Source organism: Siphonobacter curvatus (assembly GCF_002943425.1).
Taxonomy (GTDB): Bacteria; Bacteroidota; Bacteroidia; order Cytophagales; family Spirosomataceae; genus Siphonobacter; species Siphonobacter curvatus.
The window spans coordinates 364846-391412 of record NZ_PTRA01000004.1; the positions used below are offsets into that span (position 1 = coordinate 364846).

Genomic DNA, 26567 nt, shown 5'->3' on the forward strand with positions numbered 1-26567 from the left:
TTTCTGGAGAGGACTCCAGCGACGGTTCCAAAGTCATTAAAATCCAACATTTAAGCCCAGCATGAAGGAACGAGCCTGGGGATAAATCCCACGGTCGATGCTCAGTACACCGCCACCAATTTCCGGATCATAGCCCGTGTACTTGGTGAAAGTCAGCAGGTTTTGACTCATCAGGTAAATACGGGCCCGTTGCATACCCACTTTCGAAATCACCGCTTTGGGCAGCGAATAGCCCAATTGCAGGGTTTTGATCCGGAAGTAACCGCCGTCTTCCAGGTAGAAATCAGAAGGATTCAGGAAGTTTTTGTTTGGGTCACCGCTCACAATCCGGGGATAGCTATTCGTCGTTCCGGGTCCGGTCCAGCGATCCAGTACCTTGGTTTGCCAGTTGGCATTCTGAATATCCAGACGGCGTAAGCCCTGGAAGATTTTGTTACCCGCAGCTCCCTGACCAAAGAAGACCAGATCGAAAGCCTTGTAGGCGGCATTAAGCGTGAAACCGTACGTGATCGTTGGCGTTGGATTGCCCAGGAAGGTACGGTCGAGGTCCGTGATTTTTCCGTCGCCGTTCAAATCGGCCCAGCGGAAATCGCCTGGTTTGGCACCTGGCTGAATGACGGTACCATCCGTACTCTTGTAGCTATTTACGTCTTCAATCGTCTGGAAAATACCCATCGTCTGGAAGCCAAAGAATGAGTTGATCGGTTGACCTACCGCTGTGCGGGTGATGGGATAACTACTGGCCTGGAAGCTTTGTCCGCCCGACAGATATTCCACCCCGCGACCCAGGTTGGTCACTTTGTTTTTGATGTAGGATACGTTCCCGTTCAGAGACAGATTGAAATCACCGAATTTCTTGTTGTATCCCAATTCCAGTTCAACCCCCTGGTTCGAAATATCGGCTACGTTGGCGGCCGGGTTCGAAATGGCTCCTACGTACTGAGGAATCCGGGGATTCTGCAATACATCCGTGGTCACTTTCTTGAACCACTCCAGCGTCACACTGACGTTGTTGAGCAGCGTGGCATCGAAACCAATGTTGGTCTGACTGGTTTGTTCCCATTTCAGGTCCGGGTTGGCCGGAGCGTTGGGGCTGTAGCCGATGATGTAGCTACCCGAAGTACCAAAGGTGTAATTGCGTCCGCTACCGATTGTTGAAAGGTAGGCAAAGTCACCGATGGCATCGTTACCCACAATGCCGTAGCCACCCCGCAGCTTGAAGAAATTCACTACACTTTGGGAGGGGAAGAAGTTTTCGCGGGAAAGTACCCAGCCCAGCGACAATGAAGGGAAAATACCGTATTTATTGTTGGCACCGAAACGCGATGAACCATCGCGACGAATCAGCCCCTGCACCAGGTATTTTTCGTTGTAGTTATAGTTAATACGGGCAAAAAGCGAACTCACTTTGTGCAAGGCTCCTTCCGAACCATCGGATGACCGCTGGTCGGTCGGACGCTTGTAGTTGAGCGAAGCATCTTCAAAACGATCGGCGGGGATGTTATAGAAGGTGACGCTCGTCATCTGCGTATTGTTATCCTGGTACGCTCCCTGACCTAAGAGTACAGAGACGTTATGGGCACCGAATTCGCGGGTATACGAAAGGGTATTTTCCAGGTTCCAATCCAGCCGACGGTTATTGGATCGGTTGAACGAGGTTTGCGAAGTAATTGTCGTAGCGTTCAGCCAGGCTAGTGGCGAGAAGTTTTCACTGCCCCAGAAGGAAAGTTTTGCCCCCAGCGTAGAACGTACTTTCAGTCCTTTGATTGGTTCAGCTTCCAGATATGCGTTACCTACAAAGTTATCCGCCCAGCTGTTGTTACCCAAACGGGTTTGAATATACGCGAGTGGGTTGGTGATTTCCTGAGCCACGGATTGTGAAATACCGTACGGGTTGCCATTTGCGTCGCGGCGGATGCCAATGTTGGTATACGGAGCGGCTCCCGCTACAGCAGGATCGGTTACGACCGTCGGCGTCAGGGGATCAAGGTTGATTACCGAGCTCAGCGGACCACCGAATTCACTGTTGGTATTACCCAGACCAATGGATTTATCCCGGGCGTAACCCAGGTTCTGTCCGAAGTTGAGCCATTTGGCAATCTTGTGCGTCGAGTTTAAACGCAGGTTCAGACGCTTGTATTTGGAAATATCCGTGGCTACGATACCTTCCTGATCAATATAACCCAGCGAGAGGTAGAACGTCGATTTTTCACTACCCCCACTCAGACTCAGTTCGTGTTGCTGGCGGCGAGCGTTGTTGTTGAAAATGATAGATTGCCAGTCCGTACCTTGACCCAAAGCGGCCGGATTAGCGTATACGGGCTGTCCACCAGCGTTTACCGAAGCTTCGTTGCGGATGGTGGCGTATTGCGTAGCATTGAGTAGATCCAGTTTTTTAGCGGGCGACGACACGCCGTAGAAACCGTTATAATTGACCTGAATGCTACCGGCTTTGCCTTTTTTCGTCGTTACCAGGATTACCCCAGCGGCTGCCCGTGCTCCGTAAATGGCCTGCGAAGCGGCGTCTTTCAGTACTTCAATGGATTCAATGTCCGACTGGTTCAGATACCCAATGCCGCCGTTGTCGATGACGACACCATCCACGACCCATAAAGGATCGTTATTGTTTAGAGTGGTAATCCCCCGCACCCGTACCGAAGAACCGGAACCGGGCTGACCAGAACTCGACGCGATGGTTAGACCAGAAGCCCGTCCCTGTAACGCTTCTTCCAGACGCGTGATGGGCATCGTCGCCAGATCCGAAGACTTGACACTGGAAATGGCCCCCGTAACCACACTTTTCTTTTGAGCTCCGTAGCCTACAACTACGACTTCGTTGAGATTACCCGCTTCCTCTTCCAGCGTTACGGCTAGTTGCGTCTGGTTACCTACCGTAATCGTTTGGCGTAACATGCCCACCTGACTAAATACCAGTACAGACGCAGAGCCTGGCACGGAAATCTTAAAGTTCCCGGCGGCGTCTGTCGTTGTACCGGTCGTTGTACCCTGTACCTGCACGGATACGCCCACCAAGGCGGATCCATCAGACTTGGCGGTTACTTTCCCCGTCACGGTGAGCCCTTGAGCCCACGCTCCTATCGAACTTGTTAGCAGGCATAAAACCCAGACTAATCCTGTAAATTTTCTCCTCATCTGAGATGAATATGGTTTGAGTAGAACTAATAAAGTAATTGTGCAAAGCAGGCTCAAAAGTAGAAGGACGTATAAGGGATTCGGCTTTTTCACTACCCCTACATAAGCTCTACAACTTCTGATTTTTACTACTTTTTTTACGCTTACTTCCTCTACTTAACCACTACACTCCTTTTGTAATATTCTGATAATAAATACGTTGTAAAGAAGAATTGTTTTATAACTATATTGATAATTTATAGAACTACTTGACCCGGTTTTCAAAGCTTTTCTACCTCTCTATTTCTGGAAAATCACAACGTACGTGTTGTAATCAGTGGTCCGTACTACAAGCCTCATTTGCTTTCTTTGGCCAGGTCAACCAGAAATTCATACAAATTGACTTCCGTGGACAGCAGTAGTTTTTTACGAAGCCGATAGCGGCCAATTTCAATGGCTTTGACCGTTACATTCATTAAGCGGGCGATCTCTTTGGAAGACAGATTCATCTTTAGATACGCACATAATTTTAGGTCATTGGGCGTGAGTTCCGGGTAGCGGTCTTTTAACAAATGGAAGAAATCGTCATGAACGGTATTGAAGTGAAGGGTGAATTGTCCCCAATCCGCATCCTTGCTTTCAACATCCCGAATCAGGCGTAGCACCTGCCTAAAACTTACGGCACTGTCTTTCGTATCCTGTTTTTTCGCCAGTGTGGATACCACTTCTTTCACTTTGACGAGTACCTCTCCCCGTTGCACGAGTTGCATGGTCATCGCCGCCAGTTCGCGGTTTTTGAAGTCGACATCCGCTTCCAGCTGTTCATTCTGCAGGCGTACCAACTCTTTCTCCGCCCGGTCCAGTTCCAATTGATGGAGATACGTTAACTGCTTTTGTTCCGACCGATGCTTGCGTTTCTGCCAGTGAAAGAGATAATAAACCAGCCCGGCCGCCAGTAAAGCGTATACCAGATAACTCCAGTAGCTTTCGTACCAGGCGGGTTCAATGTATAATTGATAGGAAAGTATCGCCGACTCGTTCCCCTGATTGTTCCGGGCTTTGACCTGAAAGGTGTACGCTCCCCAGGGCAAGTTGGTGTAATCCTTCTCGCTTTTCGTACTCCAGGCCGACCATTCCTCGGTTTCCCCCTGCAGTCGATAACTGTATTCCGTGGTATTCGTCTCGTATTCCAGGGGTGAGGCATAGGCAAAATGCAGCGAGTTCATGCCCGCCGATAGTTGCAGGCGTTGCTGGGAATCTTGCGTAGCCTTTACTTTTCCCTGCTCTACAAAATAGCCCCCGAAGACAACACTGTCGCCGCTTGCCTTGATTTCACTGAGCAGAATGAGCGGTTTGCTCACCTGCGTGCGATACTGCTCGTAATTGATGTGAATGAAGCCCTTGTGACTACCGACGAAGATGTTTTGCGGATCGACGGGGTACAGGGATTCGAAGCCACCCACCAGTTTATCCGTTAACTCAGGGAAGTATACGATCCGGAATTTCTGTCCATTTCGAGGCTGAAAGTCAATCACACCGAGCCGTTTATGACTCACAAACCAGATATTCCCCTGAGCATCCTCTTTCAAATACTGAACGGCCAGATTTCCCAAAATGGGCTGAAACAGGCTGGAAGGCACAAAGCGATTTTGAGCCTCATTAAATTCATAAATGCCCCGTTCGGTACTAACCACCAGCCGATTTTTGACCGCGTACACATAATTGTACAGACTCGACGGAAGTCCATCCTGCTGGGTATAGAGGCGAATTTGTTGCAACGCTGTCTGGCCGGGCGACCACTGCATCCGAAACACACCCCGACTGGGATGGGAAGCCCAAATGGTACGCCGGACGCTATCGGCGTAGACAAAGCGGAGGGATTCTTTCAACCCTTTCAAATCCTGAATTCCGTTCACTGAGCCGTTTTCATACCGTAGGTGTCGTAAACCGTCGTACGTACCCACCAGGTAGTCTGTACCTGAAAAGGGTACCCACAACCAGGTTCCTGGAAAATGATAGACGGGTTTTACCTGGTCCTGTTCGATTTGAAAGAATCCATTTTCGTGACCCATGTATAGTTTTCCCCGCAGTTCACCTAATCGCCAGACTTGCCCTTTGGCAGCTGGGATTTCTGTAAAGGTCCCCTGAGCCCGGCTTAAATCCTGCGTAGAACCTTCGAGCGTGGCCCGAAATAACCCGTTCGATGTACCTGCATACAGTGTCCGGCCTTGCTTGTAGAGAGCATAACCCGTCGTATGTTTATTGCCACTGGGGTACAGGTATTGAATGGGACTGTTGATGGCAATAAAATCAATGCCGTCGTCGAGTGCCAGCCACAAGTTCTGATTACGATCCAGCCAGATTGCCCGCACATTGGAGTTTTGTAACCCTTCCGCACTCGTGTACTTTTGGAGAGCTTTTCCAGCCCGATTCATCAGGTACAATCCCGCAGAGGTTGTTCCAAAGGCGTACGTCTCCTGGCCTACCTGAGCGGAACAGTAGATGCGGTCTGAATTGAAAATGGCATCCAGGGCTGTAGCCTTCCGTTCGATTTTTGGACCGTGCAAAAGAAAGACGCCTCGTTCTAGGGTGGTTACTAATAACGTGTCCCTTCCGTAGGATCGCAGCGAAGTAACCCCCAATTTTTGCAGGGGTTCTTCGGATGATTGCAGTACCCAAGTTCCGCGTTCGTAGCGAAACAGCCCTTTCTCCCGGTCTTGAGCGTACAATTGCTCCTGGGCCATCCCCAGAAAAGACCAGGCACGGGTAGATTTGTACACCGTTATTTTGCCCCTATACAAACGCATAATCTGTCGAAGCGACTGAAAAAACACTTCCTCGCCACGGATGCAAATGTGCCAGACATCGCTGAAATTCCGATCTTTTGAATGCAGCAAGGGCATCAGCGAATGATAGGTCAGGACGCCATTCGCATTAGGAAAAAAGTAGCCGATTTCTCCGAGGCCTCCTACGTAAATCCGATTCTGAGTATCAATCTTCAAAGACCGAACTGCCGTATGATTAGCCAGCGGATAGGTATTCCAGAAACGTCCATTGAACGTGAGTAAGCCTTCATTGTTACCAAAGTACATAATCCCCTGCTGATCCTGAGCTACATCCCAGTTTTGCATGCCGGCTTTGTATTCGGTCGTACTGTAATGGATAATTTGGGGCGAAGCCAGTTGGTGCTGAGCATGACTCTGACTGAAGAAGACTATGCTCAGTACTAGACACAAAATATGTTTCATAAGTTAAGGCAAGTGGGTCGGAGCCTTTCCAGACAAATCGGGTCCTATCTTTCCGCCTCCGCATTCCTAGTGTTTCGTCTATTCAATCAAGAGATGATGAAAAATCATCCTTTAAACTTCCAAAATTAATAAAACTCCTCGTCTGAATGCTACGAATGTCAGTGGGTTTTATTGCCATTTTATGAACACCTAGCCTTCCATTTCATCTCATTCTACTGATTTTCTGACTCGCTCTTTTTTTTACCTCCCCTACTATCGTTCACTTTATCGGCTAAAAGCAACCAATCATCGAAAGAATAGCCCCCCTGGTTTCTTTTAGAAGCATGTTTGAAACATCAAAAGACAATAGTCTTTTGATGTTTCAAACAATTAACTCAACACCCCTTAACTTAAACTTTGTATGAAACGTTTTTTACTCCTTCTCCTGCTTCTGAGTTTCACAACGCTAGGTTGGGCTACAACTCCCGTGAAGTCTGCGTTACCCCTGGGACTTAACTTCGGTATAACGCAACAAACCATGGAAACAGCTTTGGCTCAACCGGGTCAGTCGCTCCATAAAAGCGTTTCTGAAGATTGCATTACCTACCAGCTTCGCCTGAAAGGCCGGGACGCCGTAGTGAAAGGGTATTTTAAAAACAATGAGCTTTACTTGGTGTCTATTGAATATAAAATCCAAGACAAAAGTGAATTCGATACGCTGAAGGAGCAATTAATCAAACAGCAGGGTGCCTGCTCGAAAGAAAGTTCTTACAACGCCGACCTTCAGGCAGCCACGTGCCAGTGGAATTCTAAAAATGGATTTGTGTCCCTGGTTTTATTAGATCATTCATTGGAAACGGTTTACGCTCAAACGGCTCGTCCTTCTTGCTCCAAAGTGAATCTTTAAGAATAGACTAACTCCCCCCTTGCATACCTATGGGTACCGCTCACGAGTGGTACCCTTTTTTGTTTTAGGGAGTCTAATGGCTACAAAAATTTGAATCCTCCCTCATTCTGAAAAGATTTAGCTGCTCATGTATATATTTCCGTTCGTGATTTGCCTACGTTTGCCTGTTGCATAAGCCTTCCGCTGCTCCGGTATGAAAAAACTGATTTTGCTTTGCTGCTTTCTCGCCGTTTCCAGTAATTGGATACAAGCCCAATCCAAACTTTTTCGAGTAGCGGTACTCGCCGAAAAAGACGGCGGTGTACATGCCCCTTTTGTAGCGGCGGCGAAAACCTGGCTGGCTCAACTGGCGACGCAGCAGGCCTTCAGCGTTGATTATCTGGAGGACACCCAGCCGATTACGGATGCTTTTCTGGCCCAACACGCTCTGATCATTCAACTCAACTATCCGCCCTATCGCTGGACGGAACCGGCAAAAAAGGCATTTACCACCTACATCGAAAAGGGCAAAGGTGGCTGGATTGGCTTTCATCACGCAACTTTACTTGGCGAGTTTGACGGGTACCCAATGTGGCCCTGGTTTTCGGAGTTTATGGGCGGGATTGTATATAAGAACTACATCCCTGATTTTGCTACGGCCACGGTTCGGGTAGAAACGGGTCTGCATCCGGTCATGAAAGGCGTACCGGCGAGCTTTGAGGTAGCTCATGAAGAATGGTATACGTACAATCGAAGTCCGCGTCCCCGCGTGAAGGTGCTGGCGGCCGTGGATGAGTCAAGCTATAAACCTGACTCGAAGATTAAAATGGGCGATCATCCCGTAATCTGGTCAAACGAAAAAATGAAAGCCCGTAACGTGTATATTTTCATGGGTCACCATCCGGACTTATTTCAAAATCAGGCTTTCACTACAGTTTTCAGAAATGCAGTCCTGTGGGCGTCGCAAACCCGCTGATTCTTTTCTCTTCCTGCCCTATTCCTCGTTTGACGCATGGCTTTTCAACAATTCCTGCTCGATGTCTTCAATACTGGGTAAGGTTCCTTTGAGATCGCTGGGAATGGACTCGGTAAGTTCGTACGCTGAGATGCCAATGGGTTTATTGATGTCTTTCAACGAGTATTCTGCCACCACTTTATTCTTCTCTTGGCAAATCAACAGACCGATGCTGGGCTGATCGAATTCGCTTTTTAGCTGATCGTCTACAACAGAAAGGTAGAAATTCAGTTTCCCGGCAAACTCTGGGACAAACTTTCCCGTCTTTAGTTCGACGACAACATAGCAACGAAGTTTGACGTGGTAAAACAGCAAGTCGATATAGAAATCTTGCCCGTCTACTTCCAAGTGATACTGTTTCCCCAGAAAGGCAAAACCAGCTCCCAATTCCAGTAAAAACTTCGTAATGTGCTCGGTCAGGGCGTTTTCGAGGTCTTTTTCCTGATAATCTTCCCGCAGGGTAAGAAAGTCGAAGATGTACGGATCTTTGGTTAGCTGTTGAGCCAAGTCCGACTGAATAGCTGGTAAGCGGGCTTCGAAATTACTGATGGCCTTACCCTGCCGCTCATACAGACTGGATTTGATCTGCATACTCAATACATCGCGTGACCAACCGTTTTCCAAGGCTTTCTGCGTGTAAAATTCCCGTTCTTCCCGGGATTTTACTTTATCCATTAAGATGACGTAATGACTCCAGGGTAATTGTGCAACGGACGGTTGCACAATTAGAAAATCGGGATACAGATCGGCAAATTTTCGCATATACAACAGATTCCGCTTGGAAAGGCCCTGCATATCCGGAAATGCGCTCCGCAAATCTTCCGCCAGTTGATCCACTACTTTCGAACCCCAACCTTTTGCTTCCTGCTGGGAAAGAATGGTATGACCAATTCGCCAATACAGGTACAATAACTCGGCATTGGCAGCTAGTACCGCCCGCAAGCGGGAGTTGCTGATTTCATTACGAAGTTCGGCCAGTAAAGAACCGTAGTTGCTGGGGAGTGTCGACATGCGTTCAAAATTAACGCCTAAAATCAGTACTTTATCCCTAAAAATTCATCAAAAAATTAGGGCATGGTCCCCTTTCAGCTTTTGAGTTTTGCGGGTACTAAAGGCAAGTCCCGTACGCGTTTGCCACTAGCCCGATACAGAGCATTGGCCAGAGCCGCCGCCGTGGGTCCCTGCACCGCTTCACCGGCTCCCAGCACTGGTTCCTGGGGGCGATCGATCACGACTACCTCCACTTCCGGTATTTCACTCATGCGGAAAATTGGATACGAAACCCAATCCCGACTCGTAATCTGCTGGGCATCGAACTGTACCTGTTCTTTCAGCGTCCAGCTCGCGGCCTGAATCAGTCCACCTTCCGTCTGATTTTTAAGACCGTCCGGGTTGATGACTTCACCGGCGTCAATCACGCTCCACAAATTCATGACCTGAATCTGATCGCCGGTGATGCGTACGCGGGCCGCTACGGCACAGTAGGCCGCCGTGTTTTTATAGCGGGCAAACGCAATGCCTACGCCTTCTTTGGGCTTTATCCGCTCGTTTTGAATCAATTCTTGTAAACGACGCAGTACAGCAATGGCCCGCTCGTCTTCCAGGTGCATGATTCGAAACTCAAAGGGGTCTTTCTCCGCTTTTTCGGCCAGTTCATCCATGAACGATTCAATGGCAAAGACATTCCCGAACGCTCCCAGAGCCCGCAGGGAAGAAACCCGCAAAGGACCTTCGAACTGATGAGCGTCCACGGCTACGTCAGGGATACGGTAGTACGGTTCAGAATTACGAATGGTACCACCATTAATACTGGATGCCGGTTTTTTAGGGATCGGCGGATCAAGGTAACGGGCCAGGAGCAGATTCGCTGGATCACCACCGGGCCGGGCCGTATACGTATCCGACCAGAGGGTGTAATTCCACTGCTCAATCCGACCCGTAGTACTCAGGCGAGCTTCGGCTTCCAGAATCATGGCACTGCCGTAAGGTTCCCAGGCGTGTTCTTCATCGCGGGACCATTGCAGACGAATCGGATGTTCCGGATACGCCATCGCCAGCCAGGCGGCTTCGGCGGCTACATCGTCGGCTCCGTTGTGCCCGTAACAACCCGAACCCGCCATACCGATAACATGAATCCGATCCAGGGGCAGCTTCAGCAACCGATGCAGCGTTTCACGCAGCGGAAATACACCCTGACTGTGCGACCATACCCGCAGCGTCCCTTTCTGATACCAGGCTAGGGCACACGAAGGGCCAATGGAGCCGTGCATCAGATAGGGCTTGAAGTACTGAGCCTTGATCGTAGTAGGTCCGGTCGGTTGCCCTTTTTCGTGCACGCGTTCAATGCGGGCGGGCAGGGACTTCAGGTAAGAAACGAGTGCCGTACCCGTCGGTAAGGGTTGTACGTCCGTCCAGCGAACACTTTCCTGCAAGGTCCATTGGGCTTGCATGGCCTGAAACTCTTCGGTAGCGATCACGCCGACCAAACTTCCCTGTACGACTACTTTCTGAATCCCCGGAATCTGTTTTCGTACGTTTGACTCATCGAGTTTTTCAAGGCGGGCCCCATACGAAGGCGGTCGCACCATGCGGGCGTGTACCATGCCGGGCAATCGTAAATCCTGAATGAACCAGGTTTCTGCCCGTACCATCCGGTTGATTTCGGGACGCGGCATGGGTTTACCCACCAGTTGATACTCTTCCTTGGGTTTAAGGGCTACATTCCCTCGTACCTCATCCTGTAATTGCTTTCCGTTGAGGAGTTCCTTCCAGCTAATCTGCTTATTCTTCCATCGAATGGTACCCGCGGCAAACTGAAGTTCCTCTACCGGCTTCCGCCATTGCTTCGCCGCCAGTTCAAGCAGTTTTTGCCGAGCTGCCGCTGCTGCGTACCGAACGGCCATGGCACTGTTTTCGATGGATGCACTGCCAGCCGTGTAACTTTCATCGGGCGTACGGTCGGTATCGGCCATTACTACTTCTACCTGACTCAGCGGCAGATTCAGCTCTTCGGCAGCTACCTGGGCCACGGCGGTGCGAATCCCCTGTCCGAGTTCCATTTTCCCGGTAAAAACGCGAATCTGACCATTCTCCAGTATCTCCAGCCAGGCCCGAATGCGGGGATCTCGTTGCAGGCTGCCCGGCAGTTCATCCGCTTCGGGTACCCAGGACGGTAGCGTGAACCCAATCGTCAGCGTACCCATCGTTTTCAGAAAATCTCTTCGTGACGTATGCATAGGCTTAGTGACTGGCTCGTTTAACGGCCCGCAGGATACGGCTTTGCGTGCCGCAACGGCAGAGTACGCGCTCGAGTCCTTCCCGAATCGCGGCTTCGTCGGGTTTGGGATTTTCGTTGAGCAGGGATACCGCCGACAGGATCATGCCATTGAGGCAGTACCCGCACTGGGCGGCCTGTTCGTCAATGAAAGCCTGCTGGACCGGATGGAGTTGCGTGCCCTGAGCGATTCCTTCCAGGGTTGTGATTTCCTGTTTCTGTACCGTCTCGACGGCAATCAGGCAACTTGGTTGAGCTTTCCCATCCAGGAGCACCATACAAGCTCCGCATTGCTGAAGCCCGCAACCGTACTTGGGACCGTTGAGCTGTAAGTGATTGCGTAAGACGTACAATAAAGGAGTAGCCGGGTCAACGGTGAGGCGATGCGACTGTCCGTTGACGCGTAAGTGTAGGGTAGCTTCCATCGTTTCGCAAACTGGTATGCTTGCTCTAACGTTGGTACTAGGGGATTGTTTTGGGGGAAGAACGCTTTGGGATGAAAGGTTAGACAGTGGGCAGTACAAACGCCCCGTAATGGCCGTGGTGAGATATACCGAGGGGAATGTTTAGTCCCGTTGTGGTCTGTTGCCAGTAGGGCGCCCCATCGGCATCCTTGACGAGTGCACCATCGCCGTAACGCAAGGCCGCTTCCGATCGAATGGCCTGCCGCAGAGCCGCGTGCTGAGATGCGTACGAGGATTCGGCCAAGCCAAGTACCCGGGCCCGGTCGAATACCGGGGCCGTACTAGCCAGGGTCAGGATGTATCGCTGAGTATACTGGGTTTGGGTGTACAGGCAGCTCTGCTGGTAGCTCACCCGTCCCAGTCCGCTATCCCTATCCAGTTCAAAACAGTGAATCAGCAAAGGCACGAAGGCACGCCCAGCGGTGGGATGCTGCTTGTACACACTTTCCTTCATACTCCAGAGCGTCCAGACCATGCGGTCGGGATCGGAGGCCGTACGAATGCGTTGCTGCTCATCCGGCAGAAAAACCTTATCGAGAAAGCCCCGGCGTTGCCAGTTACTGTCCCGCCGGGCCTGAGCCAGATCGACCAGATCAATCACTGACTTTTTCCCGGATAATATCCATAGCAGCTCCGACGGTTTGCATGCGTTCCATGGATTCGTTGTCGATTTCAATTTGATAGGCTTCTTCCACGTCCAGCACAATATCCACCAGATTAGCCGAATTGATTTTCAGGTCTTTAATAAAATTTGACTCCGGGGAAAGCTGAGCAAAGGCTTCTTCGTCCTGTACGTAAGGTTTAATAATCTCTTTCAGACTTTCGATCAATTGGGCTTCGTTCATACGTATTTTTTGAATAGGACACAGGCGTTTACATCACCAAAGCCAAAATTAGCTTTAGCAATCACCTGAATAGCTTTTGAAATAGATTGCTGAGGAATTTTTTCGGAATCAATCAAGGCGGTAATGTCGGGATGTAGGTCTTCGCTGTTCCGGGACGGATAGATAAAGCCTTCACTCAGTTCGAGCACCGCCGCTACACTTTCAATGGCTCCGGCAGCACTCAGGCAATGGCCGATCATGCCTTTCAGGGAATTGATGTACGGAAAATCCGCCCCGCCTCGCCCTAAGGCCTGCGTCCAGGCCAGAATTTCGGCGGAATCTTTCGTTGTCGCCGTTAAGTGGCCATCGATCAAATCCACGGCTTCCGGAGATACCCCTGCGTGAGCCAATGCCTGTTCAATGCAGCGGCGTACGGCCGTGGGATTGGGAGCCGTCATAGAACCACCGCCCCGCTGCCCACCGGCATTGACATGGCCGCCGAGTACTTCACCGTAAATCGCCGCATTCCGGGCCAGGGCACTTTCCAGCGATTCGAGTACTAAAGCACCCGCTCCACTGCCGGGTACAAAACCGCTGGCCGTAGCACTCAGCGGTCGGGAGCCGCGTTCGGGTGAGTCATTGTGCTGATAAGTCATCACCCGCATGGCGTCAAACCCGCCCCAGATGTAGGGTCCGTGATCGTTGCAACTGCCCGCCAGCATCCGCTGGGCCTGACCGCTGGCAATGCGGTCGTAGGCCCAGAGAATGGCTTCCGTGCCCGTGGCACAGGCGGAAGAATTGGTTGTCGTCTGATTCCCGCAACCCAGCATACCACCCAAATAGGCACTGATGCCGCTGGCCATGGTTTGCGTCACGACCGAACTGCCCAGTCGCCGTACCTGCCCTTCATCTACTTTATAAATGGCTTCCCGAAATTTGTCTACGCCCAACATCCCCGTACCAAAGACAATGCCGCTGTCCCAGTCCGGTTCAGTCGGTTGTTCGGGCAAACCAGCCTTTCGCCAGGCTTCAACGCCGGCCATGACACCGTAGAGAATGCCGCTACTATTGAGCTGTTTTAACTGCAATTCGCTGAAGTACTGTTGTTTCTGTTCCTCGGTGACGGGCGGTATACCGCCGATCTGACAGGAGAATTTCAACTCAGCTAGCTGGGGTTGAAAGCGGACGCCGCTCTCCCCCGCCTGCAAGGCCTGCGTAAAAGCCGGGATCCCTACGCCATTGGGAGCAGCGACCCCCAAACCCGTAATAATGACGCGTTTACGCATAAGCCTCTGGTTTAATCATGCCCGCAATGCTGCCCCGGGCTACTAACTCGCCCCCACTGTTGAACAGTTGTACCTGACACTTTAATTTATGAAAACGAAAATAGTCTTTCTTTGAACGAACGGTTACGGTTTCTCCGGGATACACGGGTATGAAAAAGTCAATCTGAACGGATGACAGAGCCATTTGAATGCCCTGTACCGAGGCTACTAAAAAAATACCCAGGCATACCACCCCAATCTGAGCCATCACTTCGGTCAGAATGACGCCGGGCGTCACGGGTAAATCCTTGAAGTGACCCTTATAAAAATACGAATCAGCCGGGAACGTGTAGGTCCCTTCCACGCCGTTTTCGTCCACGTGTTGCAAGGCATCTACGAATAAAAAAGGCGTCTGGTACGGCAGCAGGGCCAGAATTTCCTCGGATTTCATGAATCAATTGTTTCAATTTACCAGCGAAGCAGGACCCGCTGGGCTGTAAAACCGGGACCAAAACTTAGCATCAGCCCAATGGAGCCTTTTTCGGGCTGTTTTTGCAGGAACCGTTCGAGCACGTAAAGAACCGTGGCACTCGACATATTACCGAATTGACGCAACACCTCTTTCGTATCATCCAGGTTTTTATTCCAGGCACTGAATAGCTCTTCTACCGTCTCCACGATTTTCTTACCACCGGGGTGAAAAATCAGGTGTGAAACGTCACCGAGCGTCAGCCCGTTTTTAGCCAGAAAAGGCTCGACAATGGCCGAGAAATGAGCAGCAATGGTTTCGGGTACCGCTTTATCGAGTACCATCTGCAGGCCGGAATTGGTCAGGTCAAAGCCCATGATGTCGATGGCATCGTAGAAGTGATACATCTCTTCATCGATGATTTCGGGGCCTGTGTCGTCAGGGTGCGAAGACACGAGTACGCAGGCCGCACCGTCGCCGAAAATGGCCGCACTGACGATGTTTGCCATCGAAAAATCATCGAGCTGGAAGGTTGCCGTTGGAGCTTCGATAGCCAGTACTGCCGCCCGTTTGCCAGGATTAGCTTTCAGGAAATTCTTTGCGTAAATCAGTCCGGATACCCCCGCCACACAACCCATTTCGGTGACGGGCAGGCGTACAATATCCTGCCGCATCTGAAGGCTATTGATCAAAAAAGCATCTACCGACGGAATCATCATGCCCGTGCAGCTCACCGTAATGAGAAAGTCCAGATCGGTTGCCTGCCAACCCGCCTGAGCCAGTGCCTGACTGACAACGGTTTCACCCAGCTTGACGACTTCCCGCCGATAAATCAGATTTTTCTCTTCAAAAGACGTACGGGTAAATACCTCTTCCGGGTCCATGATGGAGTACCGCTGATCGACCGCCGCGTTTTCGAAAATTTTTACGACTTTTCGCTGAAAACGAGGTTCCTGACCAGCCAGCCAGGTTTCCAGAAAAGGCATAATCTCTTTAGTAGCCCTGGAATGCGGCGGGGAGGCTTTGGCTACCGTGGTAATGGTTACAGGCATACGTTTTTCAAAATCCATTGGTAGCGGAACGCCCACTTCCAGGTGATACGAACCGAAGCAAAGCAAACCTGTTTGGAAAAGGCTTCGAGTTCTGATTTTTTAAAGCCCCGCAGGATGGAAATAAGTCCGTCCTGTCGGGTCATGGGATGCAGTCGGAACGCCCAGCAGACGAGTTCAAACAGGCGGTAAGCCCAGGTACTGCGATGCAGGTCATTCACTACTACACCGATTCGGGCCTGAGCGTTAAACAGGTTCAACAGATACCGAATTTCAGTGTCACTGAAATGATGGAGGGTCAGCGTGGCTAACACCACATCATAATTCAGAGCTTGGAAATCAGAGCTAAACACATCCAGTACTTCATAGGAAATTTCGGAATAATCCAACGAACACTGCTGAGCGTGATCGATGGTAAAAGCATTGGCATCCACCCCGATGATTTGTAGAGACTGGCCCGTTTTTCGACCCCAGTCGGCTACGGCCCGGCACATATCGCCATTGCCACAACCTATATCCAGGATGGTCACTGTTTGCTGAGGATCTACCTCCCGAAGTAGCTGTTTGACACCGTTCAGCGTAACCGCGTTGCCACCCAGCCAGCGATTGATGGCAGCGATTTCGTCCAGGGTATCCCGCAATTCTTCACCTTCCAGCGAAAAATCATCCATCACTTCGGGTTCACGGCTGCGATTACGAGTATTCAGGGGCATACGAAAAGGGTTTGCCGTGCGTTTGCCGGACGATAGCAGGAAGCAGTCCAGCGAAAAGCGGAGCGGATTTCATCACCAGCGAAGTCAGTACGGGTCGCTGTAACAGGGACTGTACAAGACGTCCGGCCGTGAGTCGGTTTCTAAAATTCTGGTTCCATTGACGGGTATACTCCGCTTCGAGCTTCGATCGGTCGGCGTGATGGAAAAAGGCCGTAATGGCTTCCGCCGCCAGTTTGGCACTGTGGATCGCCATGGCCATTCCATTTCCACACAAGGGATGAATGAGGCCAGCCGTATCGCCACAGCGTAAGACGTGATTCTCGACGGCTGGTTTAGACGCAAATGATATTTGGCTAATTGCTAATGGTTTATCAAAAAGCGGCTCGGCTCGTTCAAAGAAATCCCGAAGAAAGGGGTTTTGCGAAAGCACCTGTTGCTGAAACGTTTCCGGATTTTTATAAGGCTTAAAGACTTCCGCCTGTACCAGATAACAAGCATTCACTACTTCGTCTTCCACCTGCGATATACCGCAATAACCGCCCCGGAAGGTATGCAGGGATACCAGATCATCCGGAAAGGGAACCCGGTAATGAGCCTTCACGGCCATCCAGGGCGAAAGGGGTGTTTGCGAATCCAGCCGGGAGCGTTTTCCGTACGCCGCAATAACGACCGGAGCTTCATACAGATAGTCTTCTGAAGTAGTGACGGTAAAGCGATTTCCGTCAAAGTCAATCCGCTGTACGTGAGCCTGTTCGATTTGTACCCCCGCCTTACGAGCCTGCTGATACAGATAGGCGTCCAGCCGATAACGACTAACGCCGAAACCACCCAACGGCAGAGCACTGCGTAAGGACTTTCCTTCCAGCGTAGTCAGTAAAAATTTCGAAATTCGGGCCGGGTTCAACGTATCCACTTCAATTCCCAGCGAAGTCAGATACGGACGCACCTCGTTGGAAATGTATTCTCCGCACACCTTATGTTGCGGGTACGGCTGCTTTTCAAGCACAACCACCCCAAACCCCTGCCGAGCCAGATGCAACCCCGCCGTGAGTCCGGCCAGGCCCCCGCCAGCAATGAGTATATCCGTTTGTGTGGGCATCGTACGGGCTTCGAGGATTTAGGAGCTTGTTGTATACCGATAAAGAGCTTTTCGGAAAAATTGTTTCACTATCTCTAAATTAAAAAGGCACTTCGGTTCGTCTTCTTCGAACGGATCACCGCTCAGACTCTGGCTTTTGCTGCTACTTTCATACGCAGTAAGCTAGTAGGTGGACTAACGAGAATCGGTAAAGTTCACAGGTAATACGTTTTCCTTAAACCAAGTACATTCCTTCCAATACTAAGCAGGCTTCGATTTTCAATGGGTTGCTATGGACTAATGAATGTTTGTTTGTACGATGTAACCCCATTCTCATTACTTTGCCAGTTGTAGCTACCCCTGGCAAACCCGCCAATCCCAAAGGGGTTCAATAGCCATAGCCCCGTATGCAATGCGGGGGTGCGTCCAGCCCAGTAGGCAAAGCCTATTAATTAAAAAAGTCCGTAGCATTGGCTACGGACAATCTGTCCCGGTGCCTTTACGAGTTTATACCTTTGGAAACTGGAAACTACCCCTGAACTTGCGGGATTATCTTTTCTCCAAACGTATCGATGAAAAGTTCCTGTTCGCGGTTGACATTATGAATGAGTAGTTGTTCAAATCCCAGCGACCGGTACTCTTCCAGCCAGGCGATATGCTGCTGAATATCCGCCGAAATATTAATCATTTCTTCCACTACCGCCGGGTTCACCTGATCGCCCAAGGCATCGAACTGTTCAGGATTCCGGATTTCGGTAAGTACCGTATTGGGTAATACGTTACTTCGCCATTGTTCGTAGGCCAATTGTTTGGCTTCCTGTTGCGTACGAGCATAAGAAATCTGAATTTTCAAATGCATGGGCTTGCCTTCACCCCCACCCCGCCGGAACGCATCAACCACTTTTTGAAGCTGGGCCTTCGGCTGGGAAACCGTAATCAGCCCATCGGCCCAGCCGCCGATCCACTGGGCCGTTTGCGGCGTAATCGCCGCTCCGAAAATGAGCGGGTTTACTTTCGGTCGACTGTATAGCTTTGCCTCTTCCACCGTCACCAAGCCTTTGTGCGTTACGGTTTCACCCGCCCACAAAGCCCGCATAATATCAACGCATTCTTTCAGACGGGCATTTCGTTCGGCTTTCATGGGCCAGCCGTCACCGGTAATGAGTTCATTCAGAGCCTGACCGGAGCCCACCGAAATCCAGAATCGTTCGGGAAACATCTCCGCCAGCGTAGCCGCCGCCTGAGCAATGATGGCCGGGTGGTACCGCTGACCGGGAGCATTCACTATGCCGTAGCTAAGCGAAGTAGCCTGCATGGCCGCTCCGAGCCAGGACCAGGCAAAACCGCTTTGCCCCTGACGGGTCGTCCAGGGATGAAAGTGATCAGAAGACAGAGCGGCAGTAAAGCCAGCCTGTTCAGCCCGTTGAGCAAACGTTAATAGTTCACTGGGTTTGAATTGTTCGTGAGAGCAGTGGTAGCCTAGTTTAAGCATGGATACAAACAGATTAGTGGGTGATACAACGCGTGTAAAGCATCCTTCTGGTGAAAGTTTTATGCCACCCAGAGAAAGACTAAATTATCGAAATCTAAAAACGGGATTAAAAAACGGTTATTCCCATTCTTCCCCACTTCCTTTATTCCATTAACATTAAGGATATTTGTTCGTTAAGACCTCTCCGTAGCAACTAAGGGTTCGCTGCCTGAAACCGGGTCTTAAAATGACCTCTTTATCTAATCCTATGAAACTACTTCATGAGTACCTAACCCGGAGTCATTCCCTCCGCGACGTTGGGCGAGTTTTCTGTATCGAGCCCGTTTCTGAAGGAGCAGGCTTCCGGTCTTGAATCTGGTAGCATAACGAAGATTCTTGAATCGTCCTCCCGTACTCTTTCTTTTTCAGCGTTTACGGCTCCGTCTGAACGACTCGTAGACGTATCTCAAATTTGTATACAGTTAGTATTCTTTCTTCGTATGGAAAATGAAACCCATGTGAGTATCAATACCTTCAGTATGTCTGAAGATAGCAATGGCTTTTTACTCTGGAAAGTCAGTAATCTTTGGCAGCGGGAGTTGAAAAACCACCTGGATCCTTTCGGACTTACCCATTGCCAGTTCTCTTTACTGGCCAGCGTCTACTGGAATAATCAGTTTAAAGAGCAGGTTACGCAGGTTGATCTCTCCGAACACACCCGAATCGATCCGATGACTACCTCAACAGTGGTTCGAACGTTAGAAAAAAAGGGATTCATATCCCGTACCGAACATACGACGGATACGCGGGCCAAAGCCCTGGAACTGACACCCAAAGGAAAAGATACCCTGGAAAAGGCGATTCAGAGCGTAGAAGCCTTTGAAGAACAGTTTTTTAATCTATTTAAGGATAAAAACGAAGACCTCCGGCAAACGTTGCAGCTATTACTCAACTACTCCCGTTGAGTAACGTATCCCGTGACTTTTGTTAGTAAAATCCGCTTTGAAAGCCCTTAACAATTCCATTGTACGATAATTTTCTCAGCTTTACCAGCCCTTTCTTTCAACCTTGAAGGTCAGGGCTGGTCCTTTTTTCTACCTCTTATTCAAAACCTGTATGGAATACAGAACCTTAGGAAACACTGGTTTTAAAATCCCCGTCCTGAGTTTTGGTACGGCTACGTTTGGCGGCGGAACTGAGTTTTTCAAGGCCTGGGGTAATACCCAACTGGAAGAAGCCAGTCGGATGGTAAACCTTTGCCTCGACGCAGGAGTCACCCTCTTTGATACGGCTAACGTTTACTCCCGGGGCATGTCCGAGGAAATTCTAGGACAGGCCTTGTCGGGTATTCGGCATCAGGCACTGATTTCTACGAAAGCCACGTTCAAAATGGGCGATGGCCCGAACGACTTCGGCTCCTCGCGGTATCATCTAGTCAAGGCCTGCGAAGACAGTCTGCGTCGGCTGCGTACTGATTATATCGATATTTACCACATGCACGGCTTTGACGCCCATACGCCAGTAGAGGAAACGCTGCACGCGTTGAATGATCTCGTTGAAAGTGGGAAGGTTCGGTACATTGCCTGTTCCAATTTTTCGGGTTGGCATTTAATGAAATCGCTCTCCGTTTCGGAACGCTACGGCTGGTCGAAATACGTGGCTCATCAGGCCCATTATTCCCTGATCAGTCGGGAATTTGAGTGGGAACTCATGCCGCTGGGTATCGATCAGAAGATTGGCACCATCGTCTGGAGTCCGCTATCCGCCGGGCGACTGGGTGGTAAGTACCGCCGGGATAATCCCCTCCCCGCCGATAGCCGCCTTGCTCAGGGCGGTGGTGAAGGACCAACCATTCCCGATGATTTTCTATATAATCTGCTCGATGTACTCGACGAGGTAGCCGCTGAAACCGAAAAATCGGTCGCTCAGGTTGCTCTAAACTGGCTCTTACAGCGACCCACCGTTTGTAACATCGTCATCGGAGCCCGTACGCCCGAACAACTCCAGCAAAACCTGGCGTCTGTGGGTTGGAATTTGTCCCCGGAGCAAGTCAAGAAACTCGATGCTGCCAGTGATCGATATCCCGTGTATCCGTACTGGCACCAGCGAAAATCACCACAACTGAATCCATTGCCCGTATGATTCTTCCGGGACGATCCGTATCCGTTCGCGGGTACGGATCATTGCTTTTCAAAGTCCGGATACAACCCCTCAAAACCGGGATTTAGTAGATACAATAAAGCGGTTTGGCGTATTTCGCTTGCCTAACGCTACTGAAGCCCTATCTTGTCTTGGGCAAAACGGGATTCTAACCAATCTTTCTTTGGCGAATAGTAAAAAAACGAACTTTTGTACGGTTTGCTGACGAATTCCTTTCCCATTGCTTTTTTCCCAACATTCCTTTTCATCTATGATCCGTAAATTTTTACTGGGTAGTGCATTTTTACTGGCGGTCACGCTCGCTCAGGCACAAACCATTCCTTCGCCCAAAGAGCATTTCGGCTTCACGATTGGCGATGACTACCACCTGTCGAACTACACGCAAACCGAAGCGTACTTCAAAAAACTAGCCGCCTCGGATCGGGTTAAACTCGTCGACATTGGAATGACTGAAGAAGGTCGGCATCAGTATATGCTGATCGTTTCGTCGCCGGAAAACCTGAAAAAACTGGATCGGTATAAGGAAATCTCTACGAAGATGGCCCGGGCCGAAGGTCTCAGCGAAGAGCAGGCTCATGCGTTGGCGAACGAAGGAAAAGCCGTGGTCTGGATTGATGGCGGACTTCACTCAACGGAAACCGTGGGTACGATGCAACTCATCGAAACGGCCTGGAACCTCGTCAATCGGAAAGATCCCGAAACGATGCGGATTCTGGATAAAACCGTGATCCTCCTCACGCACGCCAATCCCGACGGCCATGAACTGGTGGGCAATTGGTATATGCGGGAAAAAATGCCCGAGAAACGCTCGCAAAGCGGCTTGCCCCGGCTATATCAGAAGTACGTAGGTCACGATAACAACCGCGATTTCTTCATTCAAAACATGAAAGAATCGCAGAACATTGGTCGGCAGTTGTTCGTGGAATGGATTCCGCAAATCATGTACAACCACCACCAGACGGCCCCGGCGGGTGCGGTCGTGGCGGGGCCTCCGTACCGTGATCCCTTCAACTACGTTTTTGATCCGCTGATGATTACGGGGATCGACGCCGTAGGAGCTTCGATGATTAACCGGCTGAACGTGGAAGATAAACCCGGATTTACGCGTCTCGGCGGATCGGTGTTTTCGACCTGGTACAACGGCGGTCTGCGGACAACGACGCACTTCCACAACATGATTGGTCTGCTGACGGAAATGATCGGTAACCCAACACCAGCGGAAGTCCCGTTGGTACCCAATCGTCTGATTCCGAATGGGAATACGCCTCTGCCCGTTACGCCGCAAAAATGGCACTTCAAGCAATCCATTGATTATTCGGTTTCGTTGAACTATGCCGTACTGGATTACGCTTCGCGACACGCCGATGAGCTTTTGTACAACATTTACAAAATGGGCAAAAACTCCATCGATCGGGGTAGTAAGGACTACTGGTCGCTGTTGCCCAAACGCGTAGATGCCCTGACGCAGGCGTATCAGGCCGATCAGAAAAAAGAAGGTGGTCGTTCCGAAGGTCGTTCGGAAGGCGGCGTACCGATGAAGTATTACGATAACGTTTTCAAAAACCCAACGCTTCGCGATCCCCGTGGCTTTATTATCCCCGCCGATCAGGAAGGGTTTTCAAACGCTACAACGTTTGTCAATGCTCTGATTCGCACGGGTATTCAGATTCATCAGGCTACGGCTGACTTTACAGTTGCGGGTAAGAAATACCCAGCGGGTTCATACATTGTGAAGACGGCTCAGTCGTTCCGTCCGCACGTGCTGGATATGTTTGAACCACAAGACCACCCCAATGATTTCCAGTATCCCGGTGGCCCTCCGATCCGTCCCTACGATGCAGCGGGTTGGACATTGGCCTTCCAGATGGGTATTAAATTTGATCGGATTCTGGATGGATTCGACGGTCCTTTTAAAGCTCTGCCCTACGGTGAGTTAGTTAAAGCTCCAGGTAAGCTGGCAGCTTCGGCGGCGGCGGGTTATACCCTGAGTGCGAAGGAGAACTATTCATTCATCGCCGTTAATGATTTGTTACAGGCCGGGGTTGACGTGTATCGTTTGCCACAGGGTATTTCGGGTAAAGAAGCGGGTACCTTCTTTGTTCCGGCTTCAGCCAAAGCCAAGCAGTTGCTGGACAAGTCGGTAAAAGACCTGGGACTTGACGTAGCGGGGGTTAGCAAGAAGCCGACGGGTTCGCTGGTGAAAGTGTCCCCCATGCGAATTGCTTTATGGGATACCTACGGTGGATCGATGCCTTCGGGCTGGGTACGCTGGATGATGGAGCAGTACCATTTCCCCATGAAGTTACTCTTCGCTCAGGAAATTGACGGCGGTGATCTGAACAAGAAATATGACGTGATCATCTTCGTGACGCGGGCGATTCCGGCCGTACGGACGTCAGGTGCTGGCGAATACGGTGGCTACATGATGCGGGAACCCAAAGCCGACGAGATTCCGGCGGAATACCGCTCGACGCTGGGTCGGATCACGCCCGAGAAATCGATTCCGCAACTCAAGAAATTCCTGGAAAATGGTGGTAAAGTGGTTACGATTGGTACGAGTACCAATTTGGCGTATCACCTGGATTTACCCGTAAAAAATGCACTGGTGGAAATGACGGCCAGCGGAACCGAGCGTTCCCTACCGAACGAGAAATACTTCATTCCCGGCAGTATTCTTCAGGTAAATCTGGATTCGACCCAACAGGCGACCTGGGGTATGTCGAACCTCTCGGATGTCTACTTTGATTCAAGTCCTGTATTTAATTTGGCTCCGGATGCTATTGCCAAGGGTACGGTAAAACCACTCGCCTGGTTTGCTTCTAACAAGCCGCTCCGCAGTGGCTGGGCTTGGGGACAGTCCTACCTTCAGGGCGGCGTAACGGCCTTTGAAGCTCCAGTGGGCAAAGGAACGCTGTATGCTTTCGGTCCTGAAATTACCTTCCGGGCTCAGGCTCAGGGTACCTTCAAACTGCTGTTTAATCAGTTGTATGGTTTGAAGTAGGTATTGCATAGGATCTCTTTATCAAGCAAAAATCCCGGTCGTATAAAACGACCGGGATTTTTGCTTAAGCATTGGATTGGGTTAAAACCCAACTTTAAGAATCGGAACGGATTAAAATCCGCCCCCCATTCATTCAAACTTCGCTTTCACGGTCCCCCCCGGCCAGTCATCCGTTCGGAAGGGGCTTACTGGGAAACCGTCTGCACCATACAGATTGGCATCCACCGGTGAATCCGCCCAGCCGTAGCGAACCGACGCGATTTTCTGTCCTTTGGGGTGGCTGACGACCACCGTGTTGCCTTTTATTTCGGCTTTGGCGTAATAGAATACGTGATCGTCGCCGGCCACTTCAAATCCTTTTAAATACCCGTATTTGTCCCGGATCTCTAAACCTGAATCCGCGTATTTGAAGGAAATAACCGCCTGGTTGCCGTTCATTTGAACGTTGGTAAACAGCGGCGAACGGGGGTTGGCTGGCTGGTTAAAGTCCTGCACCAGAGCCTCTGATGCCAGACGGTGACCTACATCCTGTTTATTGGTTGGGTGAATATCTTTGGGATTCCCCACATCGGTCGTGACGGCCATTCCCGTTTTCGGCAGCCGTAGCGTCATCGTCTGGGCTTCCCGCAGTTCAGCCCAGTTACTACCCTGATTGCTGTTTTGCTCGGCTCCATAACTGGAAAGCTGGACGAAATAGAAGGAGAACTCATCCTGCCATTTTTTCCGCCAGTCTGTGATCAGCAAAGGAAAAGCTTCCCGATACTGATAGGCCCGCCCCGCATTGGTTTCACCCTGATACCAGAGCGTTCCCCGCATTCCGAAAGGTACCAGCGGAGCAATCATGGCATTGTATAAACTCGTCGCCACATTGTTACTCAAATGAACGTAGGTATGCGGTTCGGCAAACGAAGGCATCAGTTTCCATTGGTCGTACAGGCTGATTTTCTGATTTCCTACCTGAACATACAAATCGCTGGTTGAGCCTTCCAATCCGAGCCCGAACCAGGGCAGGTGGACCAGATTACCAAATTTGATAACGAGGCGGTTCGCTCCTTCCTGCCAGGTACCCGCCGGAATTTTGATGGAACGTACGCCCTTCAACACGCCTTTCGAGACCAGTGTACCGTTAATATACATGTCGTTCGGACTATCGTTTTCCGCAAGCACCAGCGTTGTTTCCTGCGTACGGGCCTCGGCAGGCAGCTCAATCACGCGGGCCATATAGCCCTGCCCCCGAAACGCCCAGATCCCCTTCCAGTCCCACTGACCAATGGGATTATCGGTACTATGCCAGGACGAGAAATCGTAACCAGGCTTGAGATAGGCTTCCTCATCGGCCCGACTGGGTTGTACGCCTTCCCGCTTGAACAATTGTTTTCTTAGCTTCTGATCGTGTTGGGCATCGGCTTCTTCCCAGGTTTTGGGCAACCGCTGGGCGTAAGCCTGAAATTCTGGATTCCCCGCCATGCCTTCTTTGCTGATCCAGCCTTCAATTTGAGAGCCACCCCAGGACGAGTGAACCAGACCAATGGGGACTTTCAGCTTTTGGTATAACTCACGGGCAAAGAAAAAGCCAATGGCCGTAAAACCGCCCACCGTTTCGGGAGAGCTAACTTGCCATTCCCCCTGCGTAAGATCCGTTTTTGGCTCTAGGCTAACTTCGTGTTCAACCTTGAAATGACGAATCTGCGGAAAATCAGCGTTTATCTTTTCCTCAGCAAACCGATTGGATTGGGCCACGGGCCATTCGATATTCGACTGGCCCGAACACAGCCATACTTCACCAATCAGTACATCGTTGACCGCGATCCGTCCTGATTTGGCCTGGGCACTCAGCGTATGCGGCCCGCCCGCCTGCAGGGGCTTAAAAAGAACTTTCCAGCTTCCGTCAGCCGCCGCCCGTACGGATTGCGTTTGTCCAGCCAGCGTCACTTTAACCGTTTCTTTGGGTTGGGCCCAGCCCCAGACCGGGATCGGCTTTTGGCGTTGAAGTACGACGTGATCGGAGAATAAACGGTTGAGCCGAACCTGACTAAAACCGATGTTTGCTAGGCATAACAGCAGAACAATAAGCAGCCGTGACATAAAATAATGGTCGAGTAAATGGTATAGGCTTCTTCCCTTTGGAAGCAAGTTTTCAAAAATAGAAGAAGTTCACATGGCTTCCACTACCTCTACGACTACGTATGCGATTTTGATGGGAAAAGATTAGTACGCGTAAAGACATTTAACCGTTTAAGGAATAAAAAAATAACCCGAAAGCTTCCGGGTTATTAATGGTAGTATCGTTTTCCAAATACGATTAAACGGCCTTCGGAAAGGCAATGTCAAAGTAAAAGCGGGAGCCCTGATCCTGCTGACTTTCCACAAAAATCTGACTCTGGTGCAGACTCAGCAGCAAATGCACAATGGCCAAGCCCAGCCCCGTGCCCTTGAACTTGCGGGTCGTGTCAAGTGAAGCCTGGGAGTACTCCTCAAAAATCTGCTTTAACGACTCCTCGGGAATGCCAATGCCCGTGTCCTGCACTTCAAAGCGAAG

General features: G+C 50.5%; 20 protein-coding genes. 5 read left to right on the top strand and 15 right to left on the bottom strand.

The features are described from left to right. Positions 1-36: 36 nt before the first annotated feature. Together C5O19_RS20070 and C5O19_RS20075 are read right to left on the bottom strand one after the other, a co-directional pair. Complete coding sequence (locus tag C5O19_RS20070; protein WP_104715161.1) at positions 37-3153, bottom strand: SusC/RagA family TonB-linked outer membrane protein; 3117 nt, start codon at positions 3151-3153, stop codon at positions 37-39. A 335-nt stretch (positions 3154-3488) separates the two neighbouring features. Beyond that, positions 3489-6380 (bottom strand): ligand-binding sensor domain-containing protein, encoded by a 2892-nt coding sequence (locus C5O19_RS20075; RefSeq protein WP_104715162.1) that lies wholly within the window; start codon positions 6378-6380, stop codon positions 3489-3491. 400 nt (positions 6381-6780) lie between these two features. Here C5O19_RS20075 and C5O19_RS20080 point away from each other — a divergent pair, with 400 nt between their 5' ends. Beyond that, the gene (locus tag C5O19_RS20080; RefSeq protein ID WP_104715163.1) at positions 6781-7266 is read left to right on the top strand and encodes a hypothetical protein; all 486 of its coding nucleotides are present in this window, start codon (positions 6781-6783) and stop codon (positions 7264-7266) included. A 193-nt stretch (positions 7267-7459) separates the two neighbouring features. Next, complete coding sequence (locus C5O19_RS20085) at positions 7460-8221, top strand: ThuA domain-containing protein (protein ID WP_104715164.1); 762 nt, start codon at positions 7460-7462, stop codon at positions 8219-8221. Between the two features lie 18 nt (positions 8222-8239). On the opposite strand, the gene C5O19_RS20090 is transcribed toward C5O19_RS20085, so the two are convergent. The 11 genes from C5O19_RS20090 to C5O19_RS20140 form a co-directional block, all read right to left on the bottom strand. After that, a complete protein-coding gene (locus C5O19_RS20090) occupies positions 8240-9271 on the bottom strand; it encodes a PDDEXK nuclease domain-containing protein (RefSeq protein WP_104715165.1) in 1032 nt (343 codons plus the stop codon). 74 nt (positions 9272-9345) lie between these two features. Next, positions 9346-11496 carry a xanthine dehydrogenase family protein molybdopterin-binding subunit gene (locus tag C5O19_RS20095; protein WP_104715166.1) on the bottom strand — a complete coding sequence of 717 codons (2151 nt, stop codon included), beginning with the start codon at positions 11494-11496 and terminating at the stop codon, positions 9346-9348. Positions 11497-11500: 4 nt separating this feature from the next. After that, positions 11501-11959, bottom strand: coding sequence for a (2Fe-2S)-binding protein (locus tag C5O19_RS20100; protein WP_104715167.1), 459 nt, complete (start codon positions 11957-11959; stop codon positions 11501-11503). 79 nt (positions 11960-12038) lie between these two features. Next, positions 12039-12599 (bottom strand): 4'-phosphopantetheinyl transferase family protein, encoded by a 561-nt coding sequence (locus tag C5O19_RS20105; protein ID WP_104715168.1) that lies wholly within the window; start codon positions 12597-12599, stop codon positions 12039-12041. Then, positions 12592-12843, bottom strand: a complete 252-nt coding sequence (locus C5O19_RS20110) for an acyl carrier protein (RefSeq protein WP_102202727.1) — start codon at positions 12841-12843, stop codon at positions 12592-12594. Before C5O19_RS20110 ends, C5O19_RS20105 begins: the two co-directional genes overlap by 8 nt. Beyond that, positions 12840-14108, bottom strand: a complete 1269-nt coding sequence (locus tag C5O19_RS20115) for a beta-ketoacyl-[acyl-carrier-protein] synthase family protein (RefSeq protein WP_104715169.1) — start codon at positions 14106-14108, stop codon at positions 12840-12842. The genes C5O19_RS20110 and C5O19_RS20115 overlap by 4 nt, the downstream gene beginning before the upstream one ends. Further along, positions 14101-14538: a 3-hydroxyacyl-ACP dehydratase FabZ family protein gene (locus tag C5O19_RS20120; RefSeq protein ID WP_104715170.1), complete on the bottom strand. Its 438-nt coding sequence runs from the start codon at positions 14536-14538 to the stop codon at positions 14101-14103. The genes C5O19_RS20115 and C5O19_RS20120 overlap by 8 nt, the downstream gene beginning before the upstream one ends. A gap of 17 nt (positions 14539-14555) precedes the next feature. Next, positions 14556-15608 carry a type III polyketide synthase gene (locus tag C5O19_RS20125; protein ID WP_104715171.1) on the bottom strand — a complete coding sequence of 351 codons (1053 nt, stop codon included), beginning with the start codon at positions 15606-15608 and terminating at the stop codon, positions 14556-14558. Continuing rightward, positions 15599-16318, bottom strand: coding sequence for a methyltransferase domain-containing protein (locus C5O19_RS20130; protein ID WP_104715172.1), 720 nt, complete (start codon positions 16316-16318; stop codon positions 15599-15601). The genes C5O19_RS20125 and C5O19_RS20130 overlap by 10 nt, the downstream gene beginning before the upstream one ends. Then, complete coding sequence (locus C5O19_RS20135; protein ID WP_104715173.1) at positions 16299-17417, bottom strand: NAD(P)/FAD-dependent oxidoreductase; 1119 nt, start codon at positions 17415-17417, stop codon at positions 16299-16301. The genes C5O19_RS20130 and C5O19_RS20135 overlap by 20 nt, the downstream gene beginning before the upstream one ends. A gap of 508 nt (positions 17418-17925) precedes the next feature. Beyond that, the gene (locus tag C5O19_RS20140; protein ID WP_104715174.1) at positions 17926-18888 is read right to left on the bottom strand and encodes a TIGR03885 family FMN-dependent LLM class oxidoreductase; all 963 of its coding nucleotides are present in this window, start codon (positions 18886-18888) and stop codon (positions 17926-17928) included. 479 nt (positions 18889-19367) lie between these two features. Here C5O19_RS20140 and C5O19_RS20145 point away from each other — a divergent pair, with 479 nt between their 5' ends. The 3 genes from C5O19_RS20145 (at position 19368) to C5O19_RS20155 (ending at position 24028) form a co-directional block, all read left to right on the top strand. Beyond that, the gene (locus C5O19_RS20145) at positions 19368-19832 is read left to right on the top strand and encodes a MarR family winged helix-turn-helix transcriptional regulator (RefSeq protein WP_104715175.1); all 465 of its coding nucleotides are present in this window, start codon (positions 19368-19370) and stop codon (positions 19830-19832) included. A gap of 151 nt (positions 19833-19983) precedes the next feature. Next, positions 19984-21009, top strand: coding sequence for an aldo/keto reductase (locus C5O19_RS20150; RefSeq protein ID WP_104715176.1), 1026 nt, complete (start codon positions 19984-19986; stop codon positions 21007-21009). A gap of 268 nt (positions 21010-21277) precedes the next feature. After that, complete coding sequence (locus tag C5O19_RS20155) at positions 21278-24028, top strand: M14 family metallopeptidase (protein ID WP_104715177.1); 2751 nt, start codon at positions 21278-21280, stop codon at positions 24026-24028. A 129-nt stretch (positions 24029-24157) separates the two neighbouring features. Here the strand turns inward: C5O19_RS20155 and C5O19_RS20160 are convergent, their stop codons facing one another. Beyond that, positions 24158-26113: a sialate O-acetylesterase gene (locus C5O19_RS20160; protein WP_104715178.1), complete on the bottom strand. Its 1956-nt coding sequence runs from the start codon at positions 26111-26113 to the stop codon at positions 24158-24160. 217 nt (positions 26114-26330) lie between these two features. Then, positions 26331-26567, bottom strand: a 237-nt coding sequence (locus tag C5O19_RS20165; RefSeq protein WP_133163407.1) for an ATP-binding protein, incomplete at its 5' end; no start/stop codon positions are given.

What these genes read in the sequence shown, in the direction of transcription:
- C5O19_RS20070 (WP_104715161.1), bottom strand. Translation starts at nt 3,153, where the DNA reads ATGAGGAGAAAATTTACAGGATTAGTCTGGGTTTTATGCCTGCTAACA.
- C5O19_RS20075 (WP_104715162.1), bottom strand. Translation starts at nt 6,380, where the DNA reads ATGAAACATATTTTGTGTCTAGTACTGAGCATAGTCTTCTTCAGTCAG.
- C5O19_RS20080 (WP_104715163.1), top strand. Translation starts at nt 6,781, where the DNA reads ATGAAACGTTTTTTACTCCTTCTCCTGCTTCTGAGTTTCACAACGCTA.
- C5O19_RS20085 (WP_104715164.1), top strand. Translation starts at nt 7,460, where the DNA reads ATGAAAAAACTGATTTTGCTTTGCTGCTTTCTCGCCGTTTCCAGTAAT.
- C5O19_RS20090 (WP_104715165.1), bottom strand. Translation starts at nt 9,271, where the DNA reads ATGTCGACACTCCCCAGCAACTACGGTTCTTTACTGGCCGAACTTCGT.
- C5O19_RS20095 (WP_104715166.1), bottom strand. Translation starts at nt 11,496, where the DNA reads ATGCATACGTCACGAAGAGATTTTCTGAAAACGATGGGTACGCTGACG.
- C5O19_RS20100 (WP_104715167.1), bottom strand. Translation starts at nt 11,959, where the DNA reads ATGGAAGCTACCCTACACTTACGCGTCAACGGACAGTCGCATCGCCTC.
- C5O19_RS20110 (WP_102202727.1), bottom strand. Translation starts at nt 12,843, where the DNA reads ATGAACGAAGCCCAATTGATCGAAAGTCTGAAAGAGATTATTAAACCT.
- C5O19_RS20115 (WP_104715169.1), bottom strand. Translation starts at nt 14,108, where the DNA reads ATGCGTAAACGCGTCATTATTACGGGTTTGGGGGTCGCTGCTCCCAAT.
- C5O19_RS20120 (WP_104715170.1), bottom strand. Translation starts at nt 14,538, where the DNA reads ATGAAATCCGAGGAAATTCTGGCCCTGCTGCCGTACCAGACGCCTTTT.
- C5O19_RS20125 (WP_104715171.1), bottom strand. Translation starts at nt 15,608, where the DNA reads ATGCCTGTAACCATTACCACGGTAGCCAAAGCCTCCCCGCCGCATTCC.
- C5O19_RS20130 (WP_104715172.1), bottom strand. Translation starts at nt 16,318, where the DNA reads ATGCCCCTGAATACTCGTAATCGCAGCCGTGAACCCGAAGTGATGGAT.
- C5O19_RS20135 (WP_104715173.1), bottom strand. Translation starts at nt 17,417, where the DNA reads ATGCCCACACAAACGGATATACTCATTGCTGGCGGGGGCCTGGCCGGA.
- C5O19_RS20140 (WP_104715174.1), bottom strand. Translation starts at nt 18,888, where the DNA reads ATGCTTAAACTAGGCTACCACTGCTCTCACGAACAATTCAAACCCAGT.
- C5O19_RS20145 (WP_104715175.1), top strand. Translation starts at nt 19,368, where the DNA reads ATGGAAAATGAAACCCATGTGAGTATCAATACCTTCAGTATGTCTGAA.
- C5O19_RS20150 (WP_104715176.1), top strand. Translation starts at nt 19,984, where the DNA reads ATGGAATACAGAACCTTAGGAAACACTGGTTTTAAAATCCCCGTCCTG.
- C5O19_RS20155 (WP_104715177.1), top strand. Translation starts at nt 21,278, where the DNA reads ATGATCCGTAAATTTTTACTGGGTAGTGCATTTTTACTGGCGGTCACG.
- C5O19_RS20160 (WP_104715178.1), bottom strand. Translation starts at nt 26,113, where the DNA reads ATGTCACGGCTGCTTATTGTTCTGCTGTTATGCCTAGCAAACATCGGT.